This window comes from Coleofasciculus sp. D1-CHI-01 (assembly GCF_040218875.1).
In the GTDB taxonomy this organism is placed as follows: Bacteria; Cyanobacteriota; Cyanobacteriia; order Cyanobacteriales; family Coleofasciculaceae; genus Coleofasciculus.
This window is the reverse complement of record NZ_JAVJQP010000131.1, coordinates 20140-38754: the sequence shown is the minus strand read 5'-3', so window position 1 is coordinate 38754 and position 18615 is coordinate 20140. Positions and strand designations below refer to the sequence as shown.

The following is an 18615-nucleotide window of genomic DNA, read 5'->3' as shown; positions in this document are numbered from 1 at the left end:
AAATTGGAGATTCAGGTGTTCGGTTGGCTGAAATGGTGGGGAAGGGCGGGTTTTGTAGAAAGGTTATTGGTTTCTCGGTTAATTTTGTCCCTAAACCCGCCCCTACATTGGATTTATTGTGCCGATATCAGATTTATAGATTAACCGGAAACTGGACAATAAAACCTAGCCGATTGTTAGGCGCGATCGCACCCGCAATAGGTAGGGGCGGGTTTAGGGATTAAATGAGTAGACTAACCTCAAACTGAACAACGAAACCCGCCCTGATCCCAACCTAAATTGGACGAATGACGAATGACGAATGACAAATGACAAAGGACAAATGACAAATAACTACGCCACCTGACTCAACGCCTCCGTCAGATAATCCGCCGTGGCTTCCACAAGCGCGATCGCGTTTTCATATAGCATCCGAGTCGGACCCAAAATTCCCACACTGCCCACGGGTAGATTATCCTGTTCGTAGGTCGCACTAACTAACGTACAGGTTTGCATCGGTTCCAAGGGATTTTCTGACCCAATTCGCACTTTTGCCCGACGCTTAGAATTCAAACTATCAGGAAGTTCAAAGATTAGGGGCCAAAGTTGTTCCTGTTCTTCCTCCAACAGATGCAGCAACATTTGAACTTGTTGCAACTCAGCAAATTCTGGCTGACGCAATAACTCGGCAATCCCCCGAACTAAAATTGGCGTGGCTACGGATGTTTTCATCGGACGAGTTAATTCTGCCAATACCTTCTTCAAGAAATCAGCATACTGGGCAAATTCGCGGTCAAGTTCACTCCAATCCAAGTTAACCAGTTCACCCAGAGAACGTCCCCGAAGCTTACTACTTAAAAAATTAGATAATATCTGTAACTCTTGCTCAACAGCCGCTTCATCCGGTGGATCATCCTCTGATACCGAAGGCAATTCCATGACAATGGATTGGGTTTGATAGGCATCAGTCACCACAATCAACATCACCCGCCCTGGTGCGACAGACACCAATTGCAAATGGCGCAATCGTGTTGTTTGAGTTTGAGGTAAGGTAATCAGGGTAATATACCCACTCAAGGTGGAGAGAATTTGCCCCGCATCCCGTAACAAAGCCTCAAAATTGAAATCGTCTCCCTTCAAATGATCTGATAGTAATGTCTCTGCTTGACGTCCTAACGTATTGGAGGGTTTAATCAGCCGATCCACATAAATCCGATATCCTGAATCCGAGGGAACCCGTCCTGCAGAGGTATGAGGTTGATAGAGTAAGCCAGATTTTTCTAGAACGCTCATACAAGAGCGAATTGTAGCAGGACTAACACTCAGATCATACTCGTGGGCTAAAACTTTGGAACCCACAGGTTCCGCCGTCGCAATGTAATGACGGATGGTTGCCCAGAGAATATGTTGTTGCCGACTATTAAGACTGACGTGTACAGACATTTGAAAAAAAGCCGAACTTAATCAGATTTTCACCAGAATCCTTTAAAATCATGAGGGTTATGGCGAACTTGTGGAGAAATGCATCTCCTAGATATCCCTAAAAATAGGTTAAATCGCCAACGCCGCTAAACTGATCTTTTAAGTGACAGGCTTTCCTGGTTGGATGAGTATTGATCCAAAGATAACAGAAGACACTAGGATTCTGTAGCTTGCCATGATCGACCGCTAGTAGCGAGGGATGGTAGGATCGACCGTTACGGAGTATGCATCAATTCCACCGACGACATTTTTGACATTGGTAAACCCCTGATCCGCTAACCACTGGCACATTTGAGCGGAACGGATACCATGGTGACACATCACCAAGGTTTCAGCATCAGCTTCAAAGCGACTGTGAATTTGGTCAGACCATTGGGCAAATTCGCTCAAGGGGAGAACATCAAACCCCTGAATATGCGCGATCGCGACTTCCTGGGGTTCTCGCACGTCGATAAGCTGGAGTCCTTCCGGGGACTGGCTGATCCGCTGCGCGAGTTCCTCAACAGTGATTTTGGGAATGGGTTGATTAAAGGATTGAGCTGACATAACTGGTGCAAGGAAAATAATACATACCAGAATACCGATATCCTTAAGATTGGCAAAGGGTGTGGGGAAGCTGGGGAAGCTGGGGAAGCAGAGGGAGCAGAGGGAGAGCGTGTAGGGGCGGGTTTTACCATTAACGGGAAGGTTGTCACCCTGATATCACTAAACCCGCCCCGATTAGAGTGCAAGTCACCTTCAACAAAGGACATAAGACGTAGCTTGCTTCTCAAGGGAAGCGAGTATGACAAATGACAAATGACGAATGACAAATGACGAATGACGAATGACAATGAAACTACGCTCGTTTTTTTATGCCTTAGCAGTCGGTGTGGTAATGTTGCTGTTATTGGCTGGAGGTGGCTGGTTTTGGGTTAGCGCCCACAGCCCCCTAACTCTATTGCAGGAACAGGAGGTCAAGACTCCCACGGCGGCGATTTTTGTGCCGAAACAAGCCCCCGCCATGATATCGTTGCTGGTGAATCCAGACCGTTTGGCAGCGTTGCGGCAAGTGATGGTTCCACCTCAGAAGCGACGAGGTGCGATCGCGGAGTTTAAGCAACTGGAAAATAGTCTGCTGGCGAATTTGGGACTGGATTATCAACGGGACATTCAACCCTGGATTGATGATGAACTGACGCTGGCGGTAACGTCGTTAGATGTTGACCGGAATCCTGAGAATGCGGCACAACCGGGATATTTACTCGTTTTTACGACCAATGATCCTGAAGCCGCGCAGGAACAGGTTTATTCTCGACTCGCGATCGCTAACTCAGCCGATTTAGTCGTTGAATCCTATAAAGGGGTCAACCTAATTTATCAATCCTCAAATTCCCCAGGGAAAAAGGTAGCAAAGGATACAGACTCTCGTCCCATCCCGAATACCTTAACCAGCGCGATTGTAGGCGATCGCTTTGTCCTCTACGCCAATCAGCCTAAGGTCTTGCGGAATGCGATTAATACGGTACAAGTTGCCGATTTGAGTTTGGCAGAAAATTTCGATTATCAACACCTGCTGCAAAGTCTGACCGAACCGCGTATTGGATTCAGCGTGGTGAATTTACCCGCCCTAGCCGCTTGGATTTCCAATCAACCGATTCCTAATCGCGAGTCATTTGAGGCGTCCAAAAGCTTGGCGATTACCTTGTCCCTCACTCGTCAGGGGCTATTGGCACAAACGGCGATTCCTCGGTCAAAATCGAGTCTAGAACCAAGTACCCCAGTCCCGTCTCAGCCTATTGATGCCCTTCAGTACATCCCCGCCCAAAGTGCATTAGCAATTGCTGGGGTTGATTTAAACCAATTCTGGGAACAACTATCTACTCGATTAGAAGGCGATGAGAGTCTCAGTAGCGTAATTGACCAAGGGATTGCCCGGTTAGATTCTCAGTGGGGGATTCAATTGCCAGAAGAGATTTTCAGTTGGGTGCAGGGGGACTATGCCCTATCCCTATTTCAGCGACCGGATCAACCGAATCCCGACTGGATTTTTGTGGCGCAAACGGCTAATGATGATCGGGCAATTGACGCGATTGAGCATTTGGATATCGTCGCCAAGCAGCAGGGACTCAATGTGGGAGAACTCCCGTTTGGCGATCGCACGACGACGGCGTGGACGAAGTTGGTGACAGCGAAAGCCCTGAAGAATCGCCAAGATGGGTTGTTAAGTTTACAAGCCCAAGTTCGGGGGGTTCACACCACGGTAGGAGACTATGAAGTGTTTGCCACATCCATTGAGGCAATGGACGCCGCCCTTGGGGGCGTGAAGGATTCTCTGGTTCAGAACCTAGACTTCCAGAACGCGATCGCGGCTTTACCGACTCGAAATGATGGGTATCTCTATATAAACTGGTTAGAGAGCCAACCTTTAATTGAGCGTCAGCTTCCCATTTTGCGGGTGGTGGAACTCATTGGTCAACCTTTATTTAACCACCTGCGATCGCTAACCATTACCAGTTATGGTGTGAATCAGGATGTTCAACAAAGCCAGTTATTTTTCCAATGGGTTGATCGTTCCTCTGGCTAAAACGAATTAGTCTCAGAATGGAGTTATCATCAACAAGGTAGGGGCGACCCGCTTAGCCTAATTAACAACACCAGAAACAGGGCGGGTTTACATAAGTTACCAGTTTTTGCTTATATGGTATCGGTAAAACCCGCCCCTACAGACGGTCGGGTTGCCTACTCAATGGGGTCGGGTCGCCCTCTTCTCAAACCTTTATATCAAAACGTTTTTCATAGGAAGTTGATGGAACCAACAATCCGACCCAGAGTTAAAATTTGCTGCATTAGTAGCATGAACGAAGCCAATCTAGCCATTCGTTATGGCGCTGCTGCCATAGGCTTAGTATCCGAGATGCCCAGTGGACCGGGTATGGTGTCTGAAGGCTTGATTGCCCAAGTCACCACTAAAGTCCCTCCGGGTGTCTCTTCATTTCTACTCACCAGTAAATTTGATACCTTAGCCATTGTTGCCCAGCAACGACGCCTAGGCGTCAACACAATTCAGATTTGCGATCGCCTACAGTGGGGAAGCCATGATGATTTACGTCAGGCATTACCTGGAATTGCCATTGTCCAAGCCATTCATATCACCAGCGAAGCCGCGATCGAAGAAGCGTTAGCCGTTGCCCCCTCTGTTTCCGCATTGATTCTCGATTCGGGGAATCCCCTGTTACCAGAAAAAGAACTGGGCAGAACCGGGCGAGTTCATGATTGGACGATTAGCCGACGCATCCGGGAATTAGTCAACGTGCCTGTTTTCTTAGCTGGCGGACTCACTCCGGAGAATGTAAAAGATGCCATTCAAGAGGTCAAACCCTTTGGCGTGGATGTCTGTAGTGGGGTTCGCACGCATGGCAAATTAGATGAGAATAAGCTCTCTGAGTTCTTCAATCAAGTGTACAAAAGTTTCAGCACTCAGTAACTGAGGCAAAGGAAACTCTTTAGCCGATTTTAGCTTACCTTCGAGTTGCTTGATGTGGTTAGCGCGGCATTTCTTCGCAGAATCAATTTTCCCATCTGCATCTGCAATGACCGCGCCTGCTTGACGCTTGTTGATTTTGAAAGTCTGTTGAATTAGCGTGTTTAGCTTTGATTTGTTGCTGAAACCTTTAAGGCGCTGATTGACAGTGAAGATCAACGCAAACCGATAGACATTGCTGTAATCAGCTATTAAATTTTGCAGAATGACAGGCAATTTATCGGTTGCGTAAGTTTTCATAGCCATTCGTTATTATTGTAAAAATGAATTCCGCCGTGGTAGCTATCAACGGCTTTTACAGCGTCAAACTGAACAGAAACAATATCACCAATAGTGTCGCTATCCACATCGCAAAAAGGCTTAATAGATGACCAGTCGCAATCATAAAGAGGCTCGTAGACATCCTTGTACATCGGCTCTCCAAGCTTTTGCCATTGGTCATACTGATCAATCTTAAAATCACATTCTGGATCACCATCGGGGGAGGTCGCTTTTACCTCAGCCCAGTAACTTAAATCCCAAACTTTTTTACCATCCTGTTTGTCCCACTGGTCAAAATAAACAAATTCTTTTTCCAGGCTAGAGATCTCCATTATCAAGTCTGGGTAACGATTTAAGCAGTCTTTTTTAACCGCTTCCAGTGATTTAGAAAGGCGTTCCCAAAGATTCTCGAGCAAAGGTAATCCTTTTTCCTTCGCTTCATCTTCACTATTGGCAAATAGCCTGTGTCCAATAATAATTGTCGCCATATCTACCCAAACTGGCAATTTACTCCTCTACTATGTGGACATATCTCCCCAACGTCAAGGGATTGGGCAGATTATTTTTGAGATTCTTCGATTGCACTTGAAACACCGTCAATTAGCTTCTTATTCTTGCGACTCCGAGCGCCATAGAGCCGCGCTGAGAAGACTGTTACCAGTTCACCAATCGACCGACATCGCCTCTCAAAATGCGTCTCAAAAGCTGCTGAATTCCCTTTTTCTGGTAGTTCAGTCCTTTGTCATTCGTAAGGGTTTGAGGTTTGTCTTTACAGAAATTAACATAGTTCCGTTTATTTCCATCAACCGACTTACAGTTATTTCAGCCTAAAGATAGGGTATTTTTGACCAGGCTTATGTTTATGCTGAAGACTGATGTTCTGGCAATTATGCCAACCCTATAAGGAGAAATTTCATGGCAAACGATCGAGACCAACAGAACAACGTCGAAGTTCTTGAACAAGGCAATATCTACTTCTGCTACCGACCAAAAGTCGAAGAACATTCTGTAGAAGGACTCGATGATGTGCAACGGTTCTACATGGTTCTGAAACCTCACGAAAAGGCATCATATCGCCTGATTGTAGTGGGACAAAAACAATTACCGGAAGTAAGCCAGCATGGGCAACAAACCTGGGGCTTTGTCGAAAGTGTCAGTAGTGATGCTAAAAAGATTGAGCAAGGTTTAAGAGAAAAGACCTATCAGACGAAAACCCGAGGCAAACGAGAGCAGCCTGCTGCCCGTTCCGTTGGCGAAGGGGTTTACGATCTGGCGCGTTAGCTCTTTTCAGAGGGCTGAAACCATTGAAATATCGTTGCTTTGGAGAATGGTGTTTCCAAAATGGGATGCTCCCCATTTTTCTCTGTTCCCTGTTCCCTGTTCCCTCTTGGGATCAACTGATGTCCTAACATATCCTCGTAGTGCTATAAAAATACAATCCAAAAATGTGGGTGAAGCGTCAATCCATAATCCAAAATTGTCATCATGTATCACCTTTCTCGCCGTCACTTCTTACAATTTGCTGGCTCAACTTTAGCCACCTTGGGATTAAGCCAGTGGGATATTATCCAAAAAAGCCATCGCTATGCTAAAGTTCTCGCCCAAGATACTCCACGCAAGTTGGCGCTGTTAGTCGGAATTAATCAGTATCCCAATAGCGATCGCTTCGGCAATTTAGCAGGCTGTGTCACAGATGTAGACTTGCAAGAATACCTGCTGATTCACCGTTTTGGTTTCCATCCCCATGATATTATCCGCTTAACAAGTGATGAAACTCCGGACAAGCAACCGACTCGCCAGATAATCTTAACTGCGTTTGAAGAACATTTAATCAAACAAGCCAAACCGGGAGATGTCGTTGTTTTCCATTTTTCCGGTCATGGTTCCCGATTATACGACCCAAATTCCCTCCAAAATTGCCCCAACCAAATTGTTAATGATGAATTGAATAGCACGTTAGTTCCTGCTGATGATGGGCAAAATGGCATTGCACTAGATATTATGGGACGCAGTTTATTTCTGTTGATGTCGGCGTTAAATACTGAAAATGTTACGGCAGTACTGGATAGTTGTTACTCTGGGGGTGGCACTCGTGGAAACTTTCGCGTGCGTTCTGTTTCCGGTAAAGAATTTCAACCCAGCCCGGAAGAAATTGCCTATCAAAAACGCTGGATGGAAATGTTACAACTATCTCCGGAAAAAGTTACTAATCGGCGCTGTCGGGGAGTCGCTAAAGGGATTGTTGTTGCCTCCGCGCAACGGGATCAAGAAGCTTTAGATGCCTATTTAGGTGGCTTTTATGCAGGTGCATTTACCTACCTGATGACACAGTATCTCTGGCAGGAAACGGATACGGTAGGGAATGCTATTGCCAAGATTGCTCACAACATAAAGTCGCTTTCCAGTCAAGTTCCCTTAGCGGATGGCGATCGCAATCGTCCTATCTACTTTTTTAACCGACAAGTGCCTCCTGCGGATGCGGTGATTACCCAAGTTAACGGTGACGAGGCGACATTATGGCTGGGGGGAGTTGATCGAGAAAGCCTGGAAGCCTTCCAACCGGGTGCTACATTTGCAATGGCAAATGATGGGGGACAGATTTCTGGCAAGGTAGAGTTAACATCCCGTCGCGGTTTGAGGGGGGAAGTCAAGTTAGTGGAAACCGATGGAGTGACTTCGCTGCAACCGGGAATGCTGCTGCAAGAATACAGTCGCGTTATTCCGGCGAATCTCACTCTCCGCCTCGGTGTCGATCCGTCACTTTCGGGTGAGATTAATCGACTACAAAATGCGATCGCGGCTCTGCCTCGGACGGAAATTATTCCCGCACAACCGGGAAATGTTCCCTACCCTGGCGGGGTGCAATCTATCCTCAGTCGCGTCAGTGTCGATTCTTATCGGGAATTGCAACGGGATGGGGTTGCTAATCGTCCGGATGTGGGTAGTATTGGTTTATTTACGGAAGCCTTTGTCCCAGTACCGCGATCGTTTGGTGAGGTGGGAGAGACGGTTATGGATGCGATCGAACGTCTCGAACCCAAACTAAAATCCTTTTTAGCTACCTATATTATTAAAAAAACGCTCAATGCAGGGGCTTCTCAACTGAATGTGGATGTCTCGATGCATTTGGTAGAAGAACCGGAACGGGTACTTGCTAGAACGACGACAGGGCGGGAGCAAGCGAGTCAAGAGTCAGTGTATCCCAACCGCTTACCCGTGCAAAAGCTGTTTCAGTTTCGCGTCACGAACCGGGAAAGCGAACCCCTGTATCTGACAACGCTGTTGATTGACTCTACGGGTGGGTTAGTGGTAGTGTTTCCCTATCTTTATCCCACGTCTAATGAAGGGATGCGATTAGATCCAGGGCGCACTTTAACGATTGGCGATCCGAAGCAATTGAGGTTACAGGCGAAGGAAAGCGGAACGGCTGAAGCGTTGGTAATTGCTAGCCGCACGCCGATGGAAAGGGCGGTTAAAACGTTGGTATCGTTAGCGCAGGAGTTGAATCGGAGTGAGGGGGCGTTGGCGTTGAGGGAACCTGTTGAGGTGGTTGGGGATTTGTTGGCGGATTTGAGTGAGGAACGCAGTATTGCGGCTGTGAGAGCGAGGCGTATCAGTACGGCGGAAATTGCGACGTTGTCGATTACATTTGAGGTGAGCTGAGAGGATGTTTGAGAAGTCTAAAATGTCATGCTGAACGGAGCGATAGCGTAGTGAAGCATCTCGAACCGCAACGCTACACAGAGATTCTTCGCGCTCCACGGAGTTTACCCTCGAACCCTTCACTTCGTTCAAGGGCAAGCTCCGTGAAGGGTTGCGCTTAGAATGACAAGTGACACTTTTCAAACACCCTCTGAGCGAGTGTGGAGAGTTCGCATACAATTGAGCATTCGTCTCTCGATAAGTTGAGTGATTTTTTTGCATAACCTTCTCCGTAGGGGAGATATGTACGAGCAGTTTGCTAACCCATTAATAGAGAAAGTTGTCTATGTATCGTCATTTATACCGTCTTAGTGTTGTTACTGCCTCCTTACTCATCGGGTTGAGTTGTCCGTTACCAGGGGTGGGGAATAGTGGGGGAAGTGGTGCGGTTTTGGCGCAGCCGCAGACGAGAGAAGAACGGAATGACGAGGCGTTGCGGCTGTACCAAGTAGGAGTTCAGCAGTTTAATCAAGGTCAGTTTCGAGAAGCATTAAAAACGCTTCAACTGGTTTTAGGCATTGTCAGAGAGCGTAACTGGAATGGAAGCGAAGCACTAATTCTTAACACTATTGGTAAAATTTACATTGATCTAGGAGAGTATCCCCAAGCCTTGCAATCTTTTGAACAAGCCTTGGTAATTCGTCAAGAACTAAGCGACAAGGCAGGGGTAGGAGATACTCTAAACAACCTAGGGGCTGCTTACTTCTTTTTAGGAAAGTATTCGCAAGCTTTGCAATTTCATAATCAAGCCTTGGTCATTGCCCAAGAAATTAGTGATAAGCAGATGAAAGGAAGAATTTCCAGCAATATTGGAACAGTTAACCGTGCTTTAGGTTTGTATCCTCAAGCCTTGCAATACTTTGAAAAAGCTGTGGTTCTTAGCCAGGAACTTAATGATAAGGAAGGAGAGGCAGCCGTTCTCAACAACATTGGCGCAATTTACCGCTATCTGGGAAAGTACTCCAAAGCTTTGCAATTTCATAATCAAGCGTTGGTCATTGCCCAAGCAATTGGTGAGAAGAAACTGCAGGGAAGTATTTTGAATGGTATTGGTCAATGTTACGATCGTATGGAACAATATCCTGAAGCGTTACAATTCTATAAACAAGCTTTAATTATCCGCAAAGAAATCAGTGATAAAGCAGGGCTAGGGCAAACACTTAATGGCATTGGTCAAGTTTATTCTAAACTAAAAGATTATCCACAAGCTTTAGAATTTCATCAACAAGCTTTAGTAGTTTTACAAGAAGTAGGCGACGCGGCAGGTGTAGGCGCTGTTCTTGCTGGCATTGGTTTTGTTTACCAAGGACTTAGAGATTATCCAAAAGCTTTAGAATTTAATAAACAGGCTTTGGTGGTTCTGCAAGAAATAGATGACAAGGCAGGGGTAGGCGTAATTCTCAATAATACCGGGGGAGTTTACACCCATCTAGGTCAGTATTCCAATGCAGAAAAAACTTTATTCAATGCCATTGAGGTTTGGGAGTCTCTGCGAGCTGGATTAAAAGATGACCAAAAAATCTCTATTTTTGAACAGCAAGCGATTACTTACCGCCTTCTACAACAAGCCTTAGTCGCGCAGAATAAATTTGACAAAGCCTTAGAAATTGCCGAACGCAGTCGCGGACGTGCTTTAGTGGAGTTATTGGATTACAAACTTTCACAAAATCCCAACGATCCACTCAATATCAAATCCCCAACCCTTTCGGAAATTAAGCAAATTGCCTCCGAACAAAATGCCACACTGGTTCAGTATTCTACAATAGAGAATGAAGCTATTTACATCTGGGTCATCAAACCAACAGGTGAAATTGCCTTTAAGCAAGTTGACCTAGAATCCCTCGATACATCCCTACAAAACCTCGTTACCACCAGCCGTGACAACATTGGTGTCAGAGGTCGCAGTCTGTTTGATGTAACCGTCGTCAATCCCCAACCCGAAAACTCAACCGAAAAATTACGGCAACTCCATAAACTACTCATCGCTCCCATTGCCAACTTGCTACCCACTGACCCCAAGGAACGAGTCATCTTCATCCCGCAAGCCTCCCTCTTTCTCGTCCCCTTCCCCGCCCTGCAAGACGAGCAAGGCAACTATTTAGTCGAAAAACATACCATCCTCACCGCACCCGCCATCCAAGTTCTAGACTTAACCCGCAAGCAGAAGCACAACATTCAAAACTCAACCGGAGATGTGCTAATCGTTGGCAATCCTACCATGCCCAAAATCCAATTTGGGGAATTAGTTACCAACTTAACTCCTCTCCCCGGTGCAGAACGAGAAGCCAATCAAATTGCCGACTTCTTCAACACCGAAGCACTAATAGGTAGCCAAGCCACTAAAGCAGCAGTGATGGAGAAAATGCAACAGGCACGCATCATTCATCTAGCGACCCACGGCTTACTCTATGATTTTAAAGGCTTCGGTGTACCAGGAGCGATCGCCCTTGCCCCTTCCGGTAAACCTGATGATGTAGTTGATGGTTTACTCACCGCCGGGGAAATCTTCGACATGAAACTCTCTGCTGATTTAGTCGTCCTCAGCGCTTGCGACACCGGGCGCGGCGACATAAAAGGAGATGGTGTCATTGGCTTATCTCGCTCGTTAATATCTGCCGGAGTCCCCAGTATTTTAGTCTCCCTCTGGGCAGTTAACGATGATTCTACCGCCTTTTTAATGACTGAATTTTATCGCAACTTACAACAAAATCCTGACAAAGCCGTTGCCCTACGTCAGGCAATGCTGACAACAATGAAACAATATCCTAATCCTAAACAATGGGCAGCGTTTACCCTCATCGGTGAGTCTGAGTAATCAGCACAGAAGCGAACCCTTGGAACGAAACTCAACGCCATCGTTAGCCTGTTGGGTAACGCTTACGCTCTACCCAACCTACAAGAGCATTTTGGTAAAACTGACATGCTCCCGATAGACAGTGCGATCGCGTGTGGATTAGAACTTGGAAAGAAAGAGCGATCGCCTTGAATTCTCTGAACAACTTTATAGGCGCACACATTTTCCCACAATAAAAATAAAATACCCAAAAAATCAGGACAAGTCAAGGGTAAAGCTCTGCTATCCCCTAAAGAAACCACCCAGACTCCAAGATAGGCGATATTTTTCTCAGTGTGTTAGTGAAGCTTCCCGAAGGAATTGCCCACCTCTAAGCTTAAGCTGTTCGGCATTTAAACCTTAATATCAATAATGGCGTAATCCTTGTAGTGCGAGCATCTTGCTCGCTACTAATACCCAATTTAAATGCATTACAGCTTAGACAAACCGAGAACTCACAAAGACTTAAACTCAATGGTACTGACTGGTATGCTGGTGGGCAATGCCCACCCTACGGTATATCAAGAGTTTCGACGATCCAAAAATGCACGTTTTTCAGAACGATCACAACGGTTAGCTGCACAGTTGCGAGCTGCAGGGATTGAACCTGAAGTTTAGGAAATCGCCCAGACTTCAAGATATGCGATCGCACAGAGAAAAGAGTTCAAAAATTCCCATAGAAGTTTTGGATAAAAGACTCCAACAATTCTTTCACCTCAACCACGCCACTGACTAAACGGTCATAATCTGTGGCACTCAGCAATTCCAACTCATAACACAGCAGCAGATAATACTCCACCTCAATCGCCGAATCCCGCGCCAGCCGCAGAAAGCTGAGTCTGTCCTCCGCCTCCTCGCGATCGCACCCCTGAGCAATTTTAATCGGAATCGCCGCACAAGCCAGACGAATCTGTTGAGTTAACCCCAGTAATTCCTCTTCCGGAAACCCTTTAGTCACCTGATAAACGTCAACGGTTAACTCATGGGCTTTATTCCATTCTTTCAACTTGCGAAAATCCGTCATCCTTCAAATTCTCCTTTCCTAATCAATTGGCTAAATTGTTCATCATTCATAGCGAAAAAACAATGAACAATGAACAATGAACAATCAAAAATCAACCCATTTACGGCACCTGTAACCCCACCAATTTATCCTCTGGGATATAACTGTGGAAAATGCCATTATCCGTAGAAACCATTACCAACCGCAGCAGATAATCCGGTTCCACCTGCAAATCTGCCCAGGGTACAGCCACCTCTAAACATTGCTTCAACGCAACTTGGGCGCGACTTTTGCGGGGATGCCAGTGATAGTATTCTCCGGCTTCTTCTAACCACGTCGAACCCGTTAACAAATTAATCCCTAAATGGTGGTGAAATAAATAGTTCACCGGGGCAGTATCAGGAACCTCGGCTAAAGGGGCTGGACTATTGTGAACCGTGCGATTCGGATAAAACCATAATAAATGCAATTCCGGAGGAATATCCTGACCAATTTGAATCCCGGCTTGAAAATCCAATCGCATGTAAAAATTCAGGTGATCTAAACCATACCATAACCGTTGAATCGCACTACTACGGTGCATTGTTCCCCGTGCGCCACCGACATCAATTCGACCCGCTTTATCCCAATCTTGCTCATCGCCAAAGCCATCAATTACTGGATGAATAAAACTCAGGGGTCGATGATCACCTTTCGATTCGTAGGTGTCTAGAGGTTGCTTAAGACTAGCCGGAATCGGTTCATTTAATGCCTCATAAATCCCAGTCAAATGTTCTCGGAATAACTGGTCAAAAATAGCATCTTGGTTGGATGAATGACCCTCACCAAACCACCAGAACCAATCTGATCCTTCCGCCGCATACAAGGCTTCCCAGACTTCAGGATTGTTGTCTGGTGTGGCTTCGGGATGATTGGCTAAAGTTTGCCGCGCTTGGGTAAGTAAATCCCATGCCCGATTTTTAACTGGGTCCCCAATCCAAGTGCTAAAACTACCATCCACCCATGAGCCACTATGAAGTCGATCTGCGGGAAGTGTGGCGGTAGGAGGAAACTGATCCAAAAATTCCGACACCGTAACCAATTTTATCTGCGGATGCGCCGAGAGTTTTTCATACAGTGAGGAGAGGAAAGGAATCCCGTCTTTTTGATAAAATTCCCAGCAATTTTCCCCATCTAAGGCAATGGTTACCAGCCACGGTTGATCTAATCCAGTCCCTCCCTCTTTCTCTTGGCGTTTAATCGAACGGGAAATCGCTTCTAAGTGGCTGACAAAATCCGTTGACGCCTGCTTGGGTTCCATTGACCCGTAGGAAAAGCCAATTAAATCTGATAAACGGTGATCCCGAAACACAATAGCCAAGTTCCCTTGGGGTGTCTCTAAGCGATAGGGGCGATAGAGTAACGTGGGTTCCATCAGGGTTCCGGTTTCATCCCGGTGGAAAAAGTGCTGCACTGTCCATCCTAATACTGCCTCATCGGAACAAATCCACTTAAATCCCGCCTCAGCAATGTAAGGTAGAATTGCCGGACTCACCGACTGTTCTGAGGGCCACAAGCCGCGTGGTGTTCGTCCAAATCGTTCTTCATACATCTGCCACGCTTTTTGTAGGTGGCGAGGAATATCTTCTTCCCAACGGAAGCGCTGCAGGGGTAACTGCATCTCCGGAATCGCTACTTGCCCGGAATGAGTATCGGCGAGTAAGGGTAAAATCGGGTGAGTATAGGGCGTGGTGGTCACTTCTAGCTGACCCGCCTCCTGCATCTGGCGATGTTGAGGAATAATCCGCTTGAGGATATCTCGTTGTTTAGAATAGATGCGTTGGCGATCGCTTAATGTAAAGTTTCGTCCTTTTTCCAACCAAGCGGCAATTTCTGGATCATCCCAAAATATTGGGTCAATCCACGCCAAGTTATGCCATGCGAGTAAATCGCTGAAATCCTGATGCGTCCAATGATCTGCACACCAAGTTTTCCCCTTGTCTTGCCGCATCTCGTATAACTCAGCATATCGAGGATGGGGATCAATCAGGGTGCGGTGATTAGCATCAAAAAAATGCTCAACGATAAACTGTCGTTGATCCGGCTTGAGTTGGTCGGTTGGCGTCAGAGTCAACTCCAGATAGGGGTCAAAGGCTGTCCCCGCCATGTAATCTTCCAACTGCAAAATCAGCGATGGCACTAAGTTGACCGTTTGGTGTAACTTAGGATAGCGCTCTAACAATAGGACTAAATCCAAATAATCTTTCGTCCCATGCAGCCGCGCCCAAGGGAGGCGATACCGCCCATTTGAGCCGGACACGCTGTTGCGACTTTTATAGAGAGGTTGATGCTGATGCCAGATAAAGGCGACGTATAAGGGATGACTCATCGTTAATAGTAAACGTTAAGGGTCTAGAGTTTATGTGTGAAGAGGGGAGTTCTCTCACTTTATAACTCTTAACCCTTAACGCCAAATTAAAAACGCAGAATAATTAAATTACTTGTTCAACTTCCACGATTTCCGGGATAAATTCCCGTAAGCGGCGCTCAATCCCCATTTTCAGGGTCATGGCAGAACTGGGACAAGACCCACAAGCGCCTTGTAGCCGCAGTTTTACAATCGGACCGTCGATTTCCACTAAATCAACGTTACCGCCATCCGCCATCAGGTAAGGACGCAATTCATCGAGGACGGCTTCGACGTTTTCCGAGGTTAATGCTAAGGGGGGAGATAGTGTTTGAGCCATAATTCACCGAGTTTGACAGCATAACTATTTGACATCCTAGCGTTCTTTGAGAATTTTGAATGATTGTCAGGATTATCGGGGTTGTAGGGGCGAGTCGCTGCATATCGTAGGTGGTGTGAGAATTAATCTATCTCGACTCGCCCTTTTCTAAAGGTACGCGGTGTCCGATAATGACTGATAAGCCGTCATGCATTTAAATTGGGTATTAGTAGCGAGCAAGATGCTTAGTAGCGAGCAAGATGCTCGCACTACCAGGATTTCGTCATTATTGACATTAAGGTTTAAATGCCGAACAGTTTACCTGATGCAGGGCGACCCGATAAAATTAAGGGTTGGGCGATATTAATTGTGTGCGGCGGGTCGCCCCTACAATCTATCCTGTAACTAGGGCTTGCTGAATAAGTGGTGAGGTGAGGGGGAGCAGGGGAAGCTGGGGGAGCTGGGGGAGCAAGGGTACATTTTCCCTGAGCAAGGTGATGCCATACTTATGAAGGATGCTACCCCATTTCCTGGCACTTTATCCACTGTCCATACGCCTCAAAGTATTGATGAATCAGGGTTTCCGGGTTGTGCAGTAAGCCCTAACTACCTCTGACACAAAAAACAGCAAAATCTAACACTTCCTGTCGGCGTTCCTTAGACAAGCAATTCATGATCGCTTTCCATTTCATCTCACACTCAGGGACGAGTCAGGTACTTTCGCTAACGCTTCCCGCACGACCTCAGAACCTGCACCCAAAATACAAGACTTTTCAGTTAAATGTCGCTTCCAAGCGCGACTCCCAGGTTGTCCGGAAAATAATTGCAGAATATGGCGGGTTATTTTATTTAGCTTCAATCCTTTTGCCACCCAATTATCAATATAATCCAACATCCCTTCCACAACCTGATGGCGAGTGGGGGGTATACTTTCCTCCCCAAATATCTGACAATCGGCTTGAGCAAACAGATAAGGATTATCATAAGCGGCGCGTCCAATCATTACCGCATCGACAAATTTTAACTGTTCCTCTACCTGTTCTAAACTGGTAAATCCGCCGTTAATTTCAATAAATAACTGGGGAAATTCTTGTTTGAGGCGATGCACGTCACTATACCGTAAGGGGGGAACCGTGCGATTTTCCTTGGGACTTAATCCCTGTAACCACGCCTTCCGCGCATGGACACTAAAGTGCTGACATCCGGCTTCTGAGACAATACGGACAAACTTTGCCATGTCCTCGTAGCGATCGCACTCATCAATTCCAATCCGATGCTTGACGGTAACTGGTATTGTAACCGCCTTCATCATCGCTTCCACCCCCCGCGCTACCTGTTCCGGTTGCGCCATCAGACAAGCACCAAAGTTCCCATTTTGCACGCGATCGCTCGGACATCCCACGTTAAGATTAATCTGGTCATACCCCATCCCTTCAGCGATTCGGGCGCATTCGGCGAGTTCTAGGGGATTATCTCCCCCCACTTGCAGCACTAAGGGTTTCTCTTCGGGGGAAAAACCCAAGAGGCGATCGCGATCGCCATGTATAATTGCTGCACTGGTCACCATCTCGGTATAGAGCAGAGTACAGCGCGTAATCTGGCGCATAAAATACCGAAAATGGCGATCCGTGCGATCCATCATCGGTGCAATACTTAAGGGATACGTTCCCTGGATGGCGTGAGGTTGAGGTTGGGGTAAAACGACGGTATTGGAACTGACCATTGGCGTGTAGAATTTGTCTGGATGCGATCGCACTTCCTATCAGATCCAGATTAACAACTCAACAACAACACCTGATCACGATCGATCTTCAATCCCAATCGTCAAATCTTCTAACGCTTGTTCGACTTCACCCAATTCCTTTTCCGTGGATGGATCAAGTTCCTCTGTCTTCTCTGAGTCAGTACCTGCTTCATAGCTTTCCAGTAGTTGAAATTGTCGCCGGATCAACCGCTGTATGGCAATGATCGCGGGATTGACTTCCACATAACGACGCTGGGGATTTGCCAGATAGGTTTGCTGCTCACTTTCCATCATTTCAATATCTTGATTGAGAAATCGCATAAATACAAACCGTTCCAGTATGGTAGACAAGAGGGGGTCGAATAGTTTACGGAACCATTGGGGTAGGGGAACCTTGAAAAAGAATAGGGCAAAGGAGCGACTTTCGGTTAGTCCTATGGGGAGGCGCATCAGGTAGAGATTAGAGACGCCTTCGAGGGAACTGTAATAATGGGGATAGCGATACTCTAGCGATATCGTGCGCCGAGTCACTTGATCCGCGCGATCGCTTAACCCTAACCATTGAGCCATACGCCCTTTATAGGAAACATCGTACTCCGCACAGACGGTATTTTCCGTTTCCTGCAACCGCTTGAGAACTGGATCAAACCATCCTTGCAGGTTTTGATGCAAAAATCCATGAAAAACATCCATGGTATTTTCATTACAAATCGAGAAATGAGACTTCATCCTGGCACTCACGGGAACCATAAACCAGTCTGGATTGTCAAATTCTGGCATATCTGGCGGTTGACAGGTTTTGGCTAAGGTAGGATCTCCCGGAAAGATCCAAATCAGCTTGTATTTTTCCTGAATCGGGTAAGTACGGACTTGAGCGCAGGGTAGTTTCTGTTCCGGGGGAAAGTAGGGAATGCCTACACACTTTCCTGCACCATCAAACTGCCAACCGTGATAGGGACAGGCTAAATACTCATCTTGGACAATGCCTTTATGCAGTTCTACACCTTTGTGAGGACAAGCATTTTCTAACCCATGGAGTTGACCGGTGGGAGTCCGGTAAACAGCGATGGATTGTTGCCAAATCTTGACAGGTAAGATTTTACCCGGTTGGATTTGATTTGCCCAAGCCACGGGATACCAGTAGTTAGGGTTAATCCCTACTTCTCTAATCGCGTTTTGAACGTTTTGGCTAGTTAGCGTTGTCGCCAGTTCCATATCGGAGCCTCTGTTGTCGATTGACAATATTTATCTTGTAATTTTTTAGGAGTCAATGCACCTGATTGTCATACTCGCTTCCCTTGAGAAGCAAGCTACGTCTTATGTCTTATGTCTCCCCTGCCTTGGAGCCTTCTGCTATAGTTGTCAAAATATTTGGGTATTTTA

The 18615-nt window shown here is 46.4% G+C and carries 15 protein-coding genes and 1 pseudogene; 6 read left to right on the top strand and 10 right to left on the bottom strand.

The genetic code is table 11. From position 1 onward, the window contains the following. Nucleotides 1-224: hypothetical protein (locus tag RIB93_RS23475; RefSeq protein WP_446376175.1), on the top strand; the 224-nt coding region annotated here is incomplete at its 5' end. Nucleotides 225-333: 109 nt separating this feature from the next. Here the strand turns inward: RIB93_RS23475 and hrcA are convergent. Both hrcA and RIB93_RS23465 read right to left on the bottom strand, forming a co-directional pair. Then, nucleotides 334-1422 (bottom strand): heat-inducible transcriptional repressor HrcA, encoded by a 1089-nt coding sequence (gene hrcA, locus RIB93_RS23470; protein ID WP_446343304.1) that lies wholly within the window; start codon nucleotides 1420-1422, stop codon nucleotides 334-336. 225 nt (nucleotides 1423-1647) lie between these two features. Further along, the gene (locus RIB93_RS23465) at nucleotides 1648-2007 is read right to left on the bottom strand and encodes a rhodanese-like domain-containing protein (RefSeq protein WP_446376173.1); all 360 of its coding nucleotides are present in this window, start codon (nucleotides 2005-2007) and stop codon (nucleotides 1648-1650) included. 280 nt (nucleotides 2008-2287) lie between these two features. Here RIB93_RS23465 and RIB93_RS23460 point away from each other — a divergent pair, with 280 nt between their 5' ends. Together RIB93_RS23460 and RIB93_RS23455 are read left to right on the top strand one after the other, a co-directional pair. Beyond that, nucleotides 2288-4027, top strand: a complete 1740-nt coding sequence (locus RIB93_RS23460; protein WP_446376172.1) for a DUF3352 domain-containing protein — start codon at nucleotides 2288-2290, stop codon at nucleotides 4025-4027. A 270-nt stretch (nucleotides 4028-4297) separates the two neighbouring features. Then, nucleotides 4298-4927 carry a phosphoribosylanthranilate isomerase gene (locus RIB93_RS23455; protein WP_446376170.1) on the top strand — a complete coding sequence of 210 codons (630 nt, stop codon included), beginning with the start codon at nucleotides 4298-4300 and terminating at the stop codon, nucleotides 4925-4927. Here the strand turns inward: RIB93_RS23455 and RIB93_RS23450 are convergent. The 3 genes and pseudogenes from RIB93_RS23450 to RIB93_RS23440 all read right to left on the bottom strand — a co-directional run. Continuing rightward, entirely contained in the window at nucleotides 4865-5230 is a 366-nt protein-coding gene (locus RIB93_RS23450) for a hypothetical protein (protein WP_446376168.1), read from the bottom strand. The two genes, RIB93_RS23455 and RIB93_RS23450, sit on opposite strands and share 63 nt — an antisense overlap. After that, on the bottom strand, nucleotides 5221-5733 hold the full coding sequence (locus tag RIB93_RS23445) for a hypothetical protein (RefSeq protein ID WP_446376166.1): 513 nt from the start codon (nucleotides 5731-5733) through the stop codon (nucleotides 5221-5223). The genes RIB93_RS23450 and RIB93_RS23445 overlap by 10 nt, the downstream gene beginning before the upstream one ends. Before the next feature lie 71 nt (nucleotides 5734-5804). Then, a pseudogene (locus RIB93_RS23440) lies at nucleotides 5805-5983 on the bottom strand (IS607 family transposase); the annotation flags it as partial. 177 nt (nucleotides 5984-6160) lie between these two features. Here RIB93_RS23440 and RIB93_RS23435 point away from each other — a divergent pair. From RIB93_RS23435 to RIB93_RS23425, 3 genes are all read left to right on the top strand, one after another. Further along, the gene (locus RIB93_RS23435; RefSeq protein ID WP_446376164.1) at nucleotides 6161-6526 is read left to right on the top strand and encodes a hypothetical protein; all 366 of its coding nucleotides are present in this window, start codon (nucleotides 6161-6163) and stop codon (nucleotides 6524-6526) included. Between the two features lie 204 nt (nucleotides 6527-6730). Beyond that, on the top strand, nucleotides 6731-8908 hold the full coding sequence (locus RIB93_RS23430) for a caspase family protein (RefSeq protein WP_446376162.1): 2178 nt from the start codon (nucleotides 6731-6733) through the stop codon (nucleotides 8906-8908). A gap of 325 nt (nucleotides 8909-9233) precedes the next feature. After that, complete coding sequence (locus tag RIB93_RS23425) at nucleotides 9234-11762, top strand: CHAT domain-containing protein (RefSeq protein ID WP_446376160.1); 2529 nt, start codon at nucleotides 9234-9236, stop codon at nucleotides 11760-11762. Nucleotides 11763-12444: 682 nt separating this feature from the next. Here the strand turns inward: RIB93_RS23425 and RIB93_RS23420 are convergent. From RIB93_RS23420 to RIB93_RS23400, 5 genes are all read right to left on the bottom strand, one after another. Then, nucleotides 12445-12804: a four helix bundle protein gene (locus RIB93_RS23420; RefSeq protein WP_446376158.1), complete on the bottom strand. Its 360-nt coding sequence runs from the start codon at nucleotides 12802-12804 to the stop codon at nucleotides 12445-12447. A gap of 100 nt (nucleotides 12805-12904) precedes the next feature. After that, nucleotides 12905-15151: a glycoside hydrolase gene (locus RIB93_RS23415; RefSeq protein WP_446376156.1), complete on the bottom strand. Its 2247-nt coding sequence runs from the start codon at nucleotides 15149-15151 to the stop codon at nucleotides 12905-12907. A 103-nt stretch (nucleotides 15152-15254) separates the two neighbouring features. Beyond that, a complete protein-coding gene (locus tag RIB93_RS23410; protein WP_446376154.1) occupies nucleotides 15255-15509 on the bottom strand; it encodes a NifU family protein in 255 nt (84 codons plus the stop codon). A gap of 667 nt (nucleotides 15510-16176) precedes the next feature. Then, nucleotides 16177-17211 (bottom strand): tRNA dihydrouridine(20/20a) synthase DusA, encoded by a 1035-nt coding sequence (gene dusA, locus RIB93_RS23405; RefSeq protein ID WP_446376152.1) that lies wholly within the window; start codon nucleotides 17209-17211, stop codon nucleotides 16177-16179. Nucleotides 17212-17286: 75 nt separating this feature from the next. Next, complete coding sequence (locus RIB93_RS23400; RefSeq protein WP_446376150.1) at nucleotides 17287-18447, bottom strand: aromatic ring-hydroxylating dioxygenase subunit alpha; 1161 nt, start codon at nucleotides 18445-18447, stop codon at nucleotides 17287-17289. Nucleotides 18448-18615: the final 168 nt, after the last annotated feature.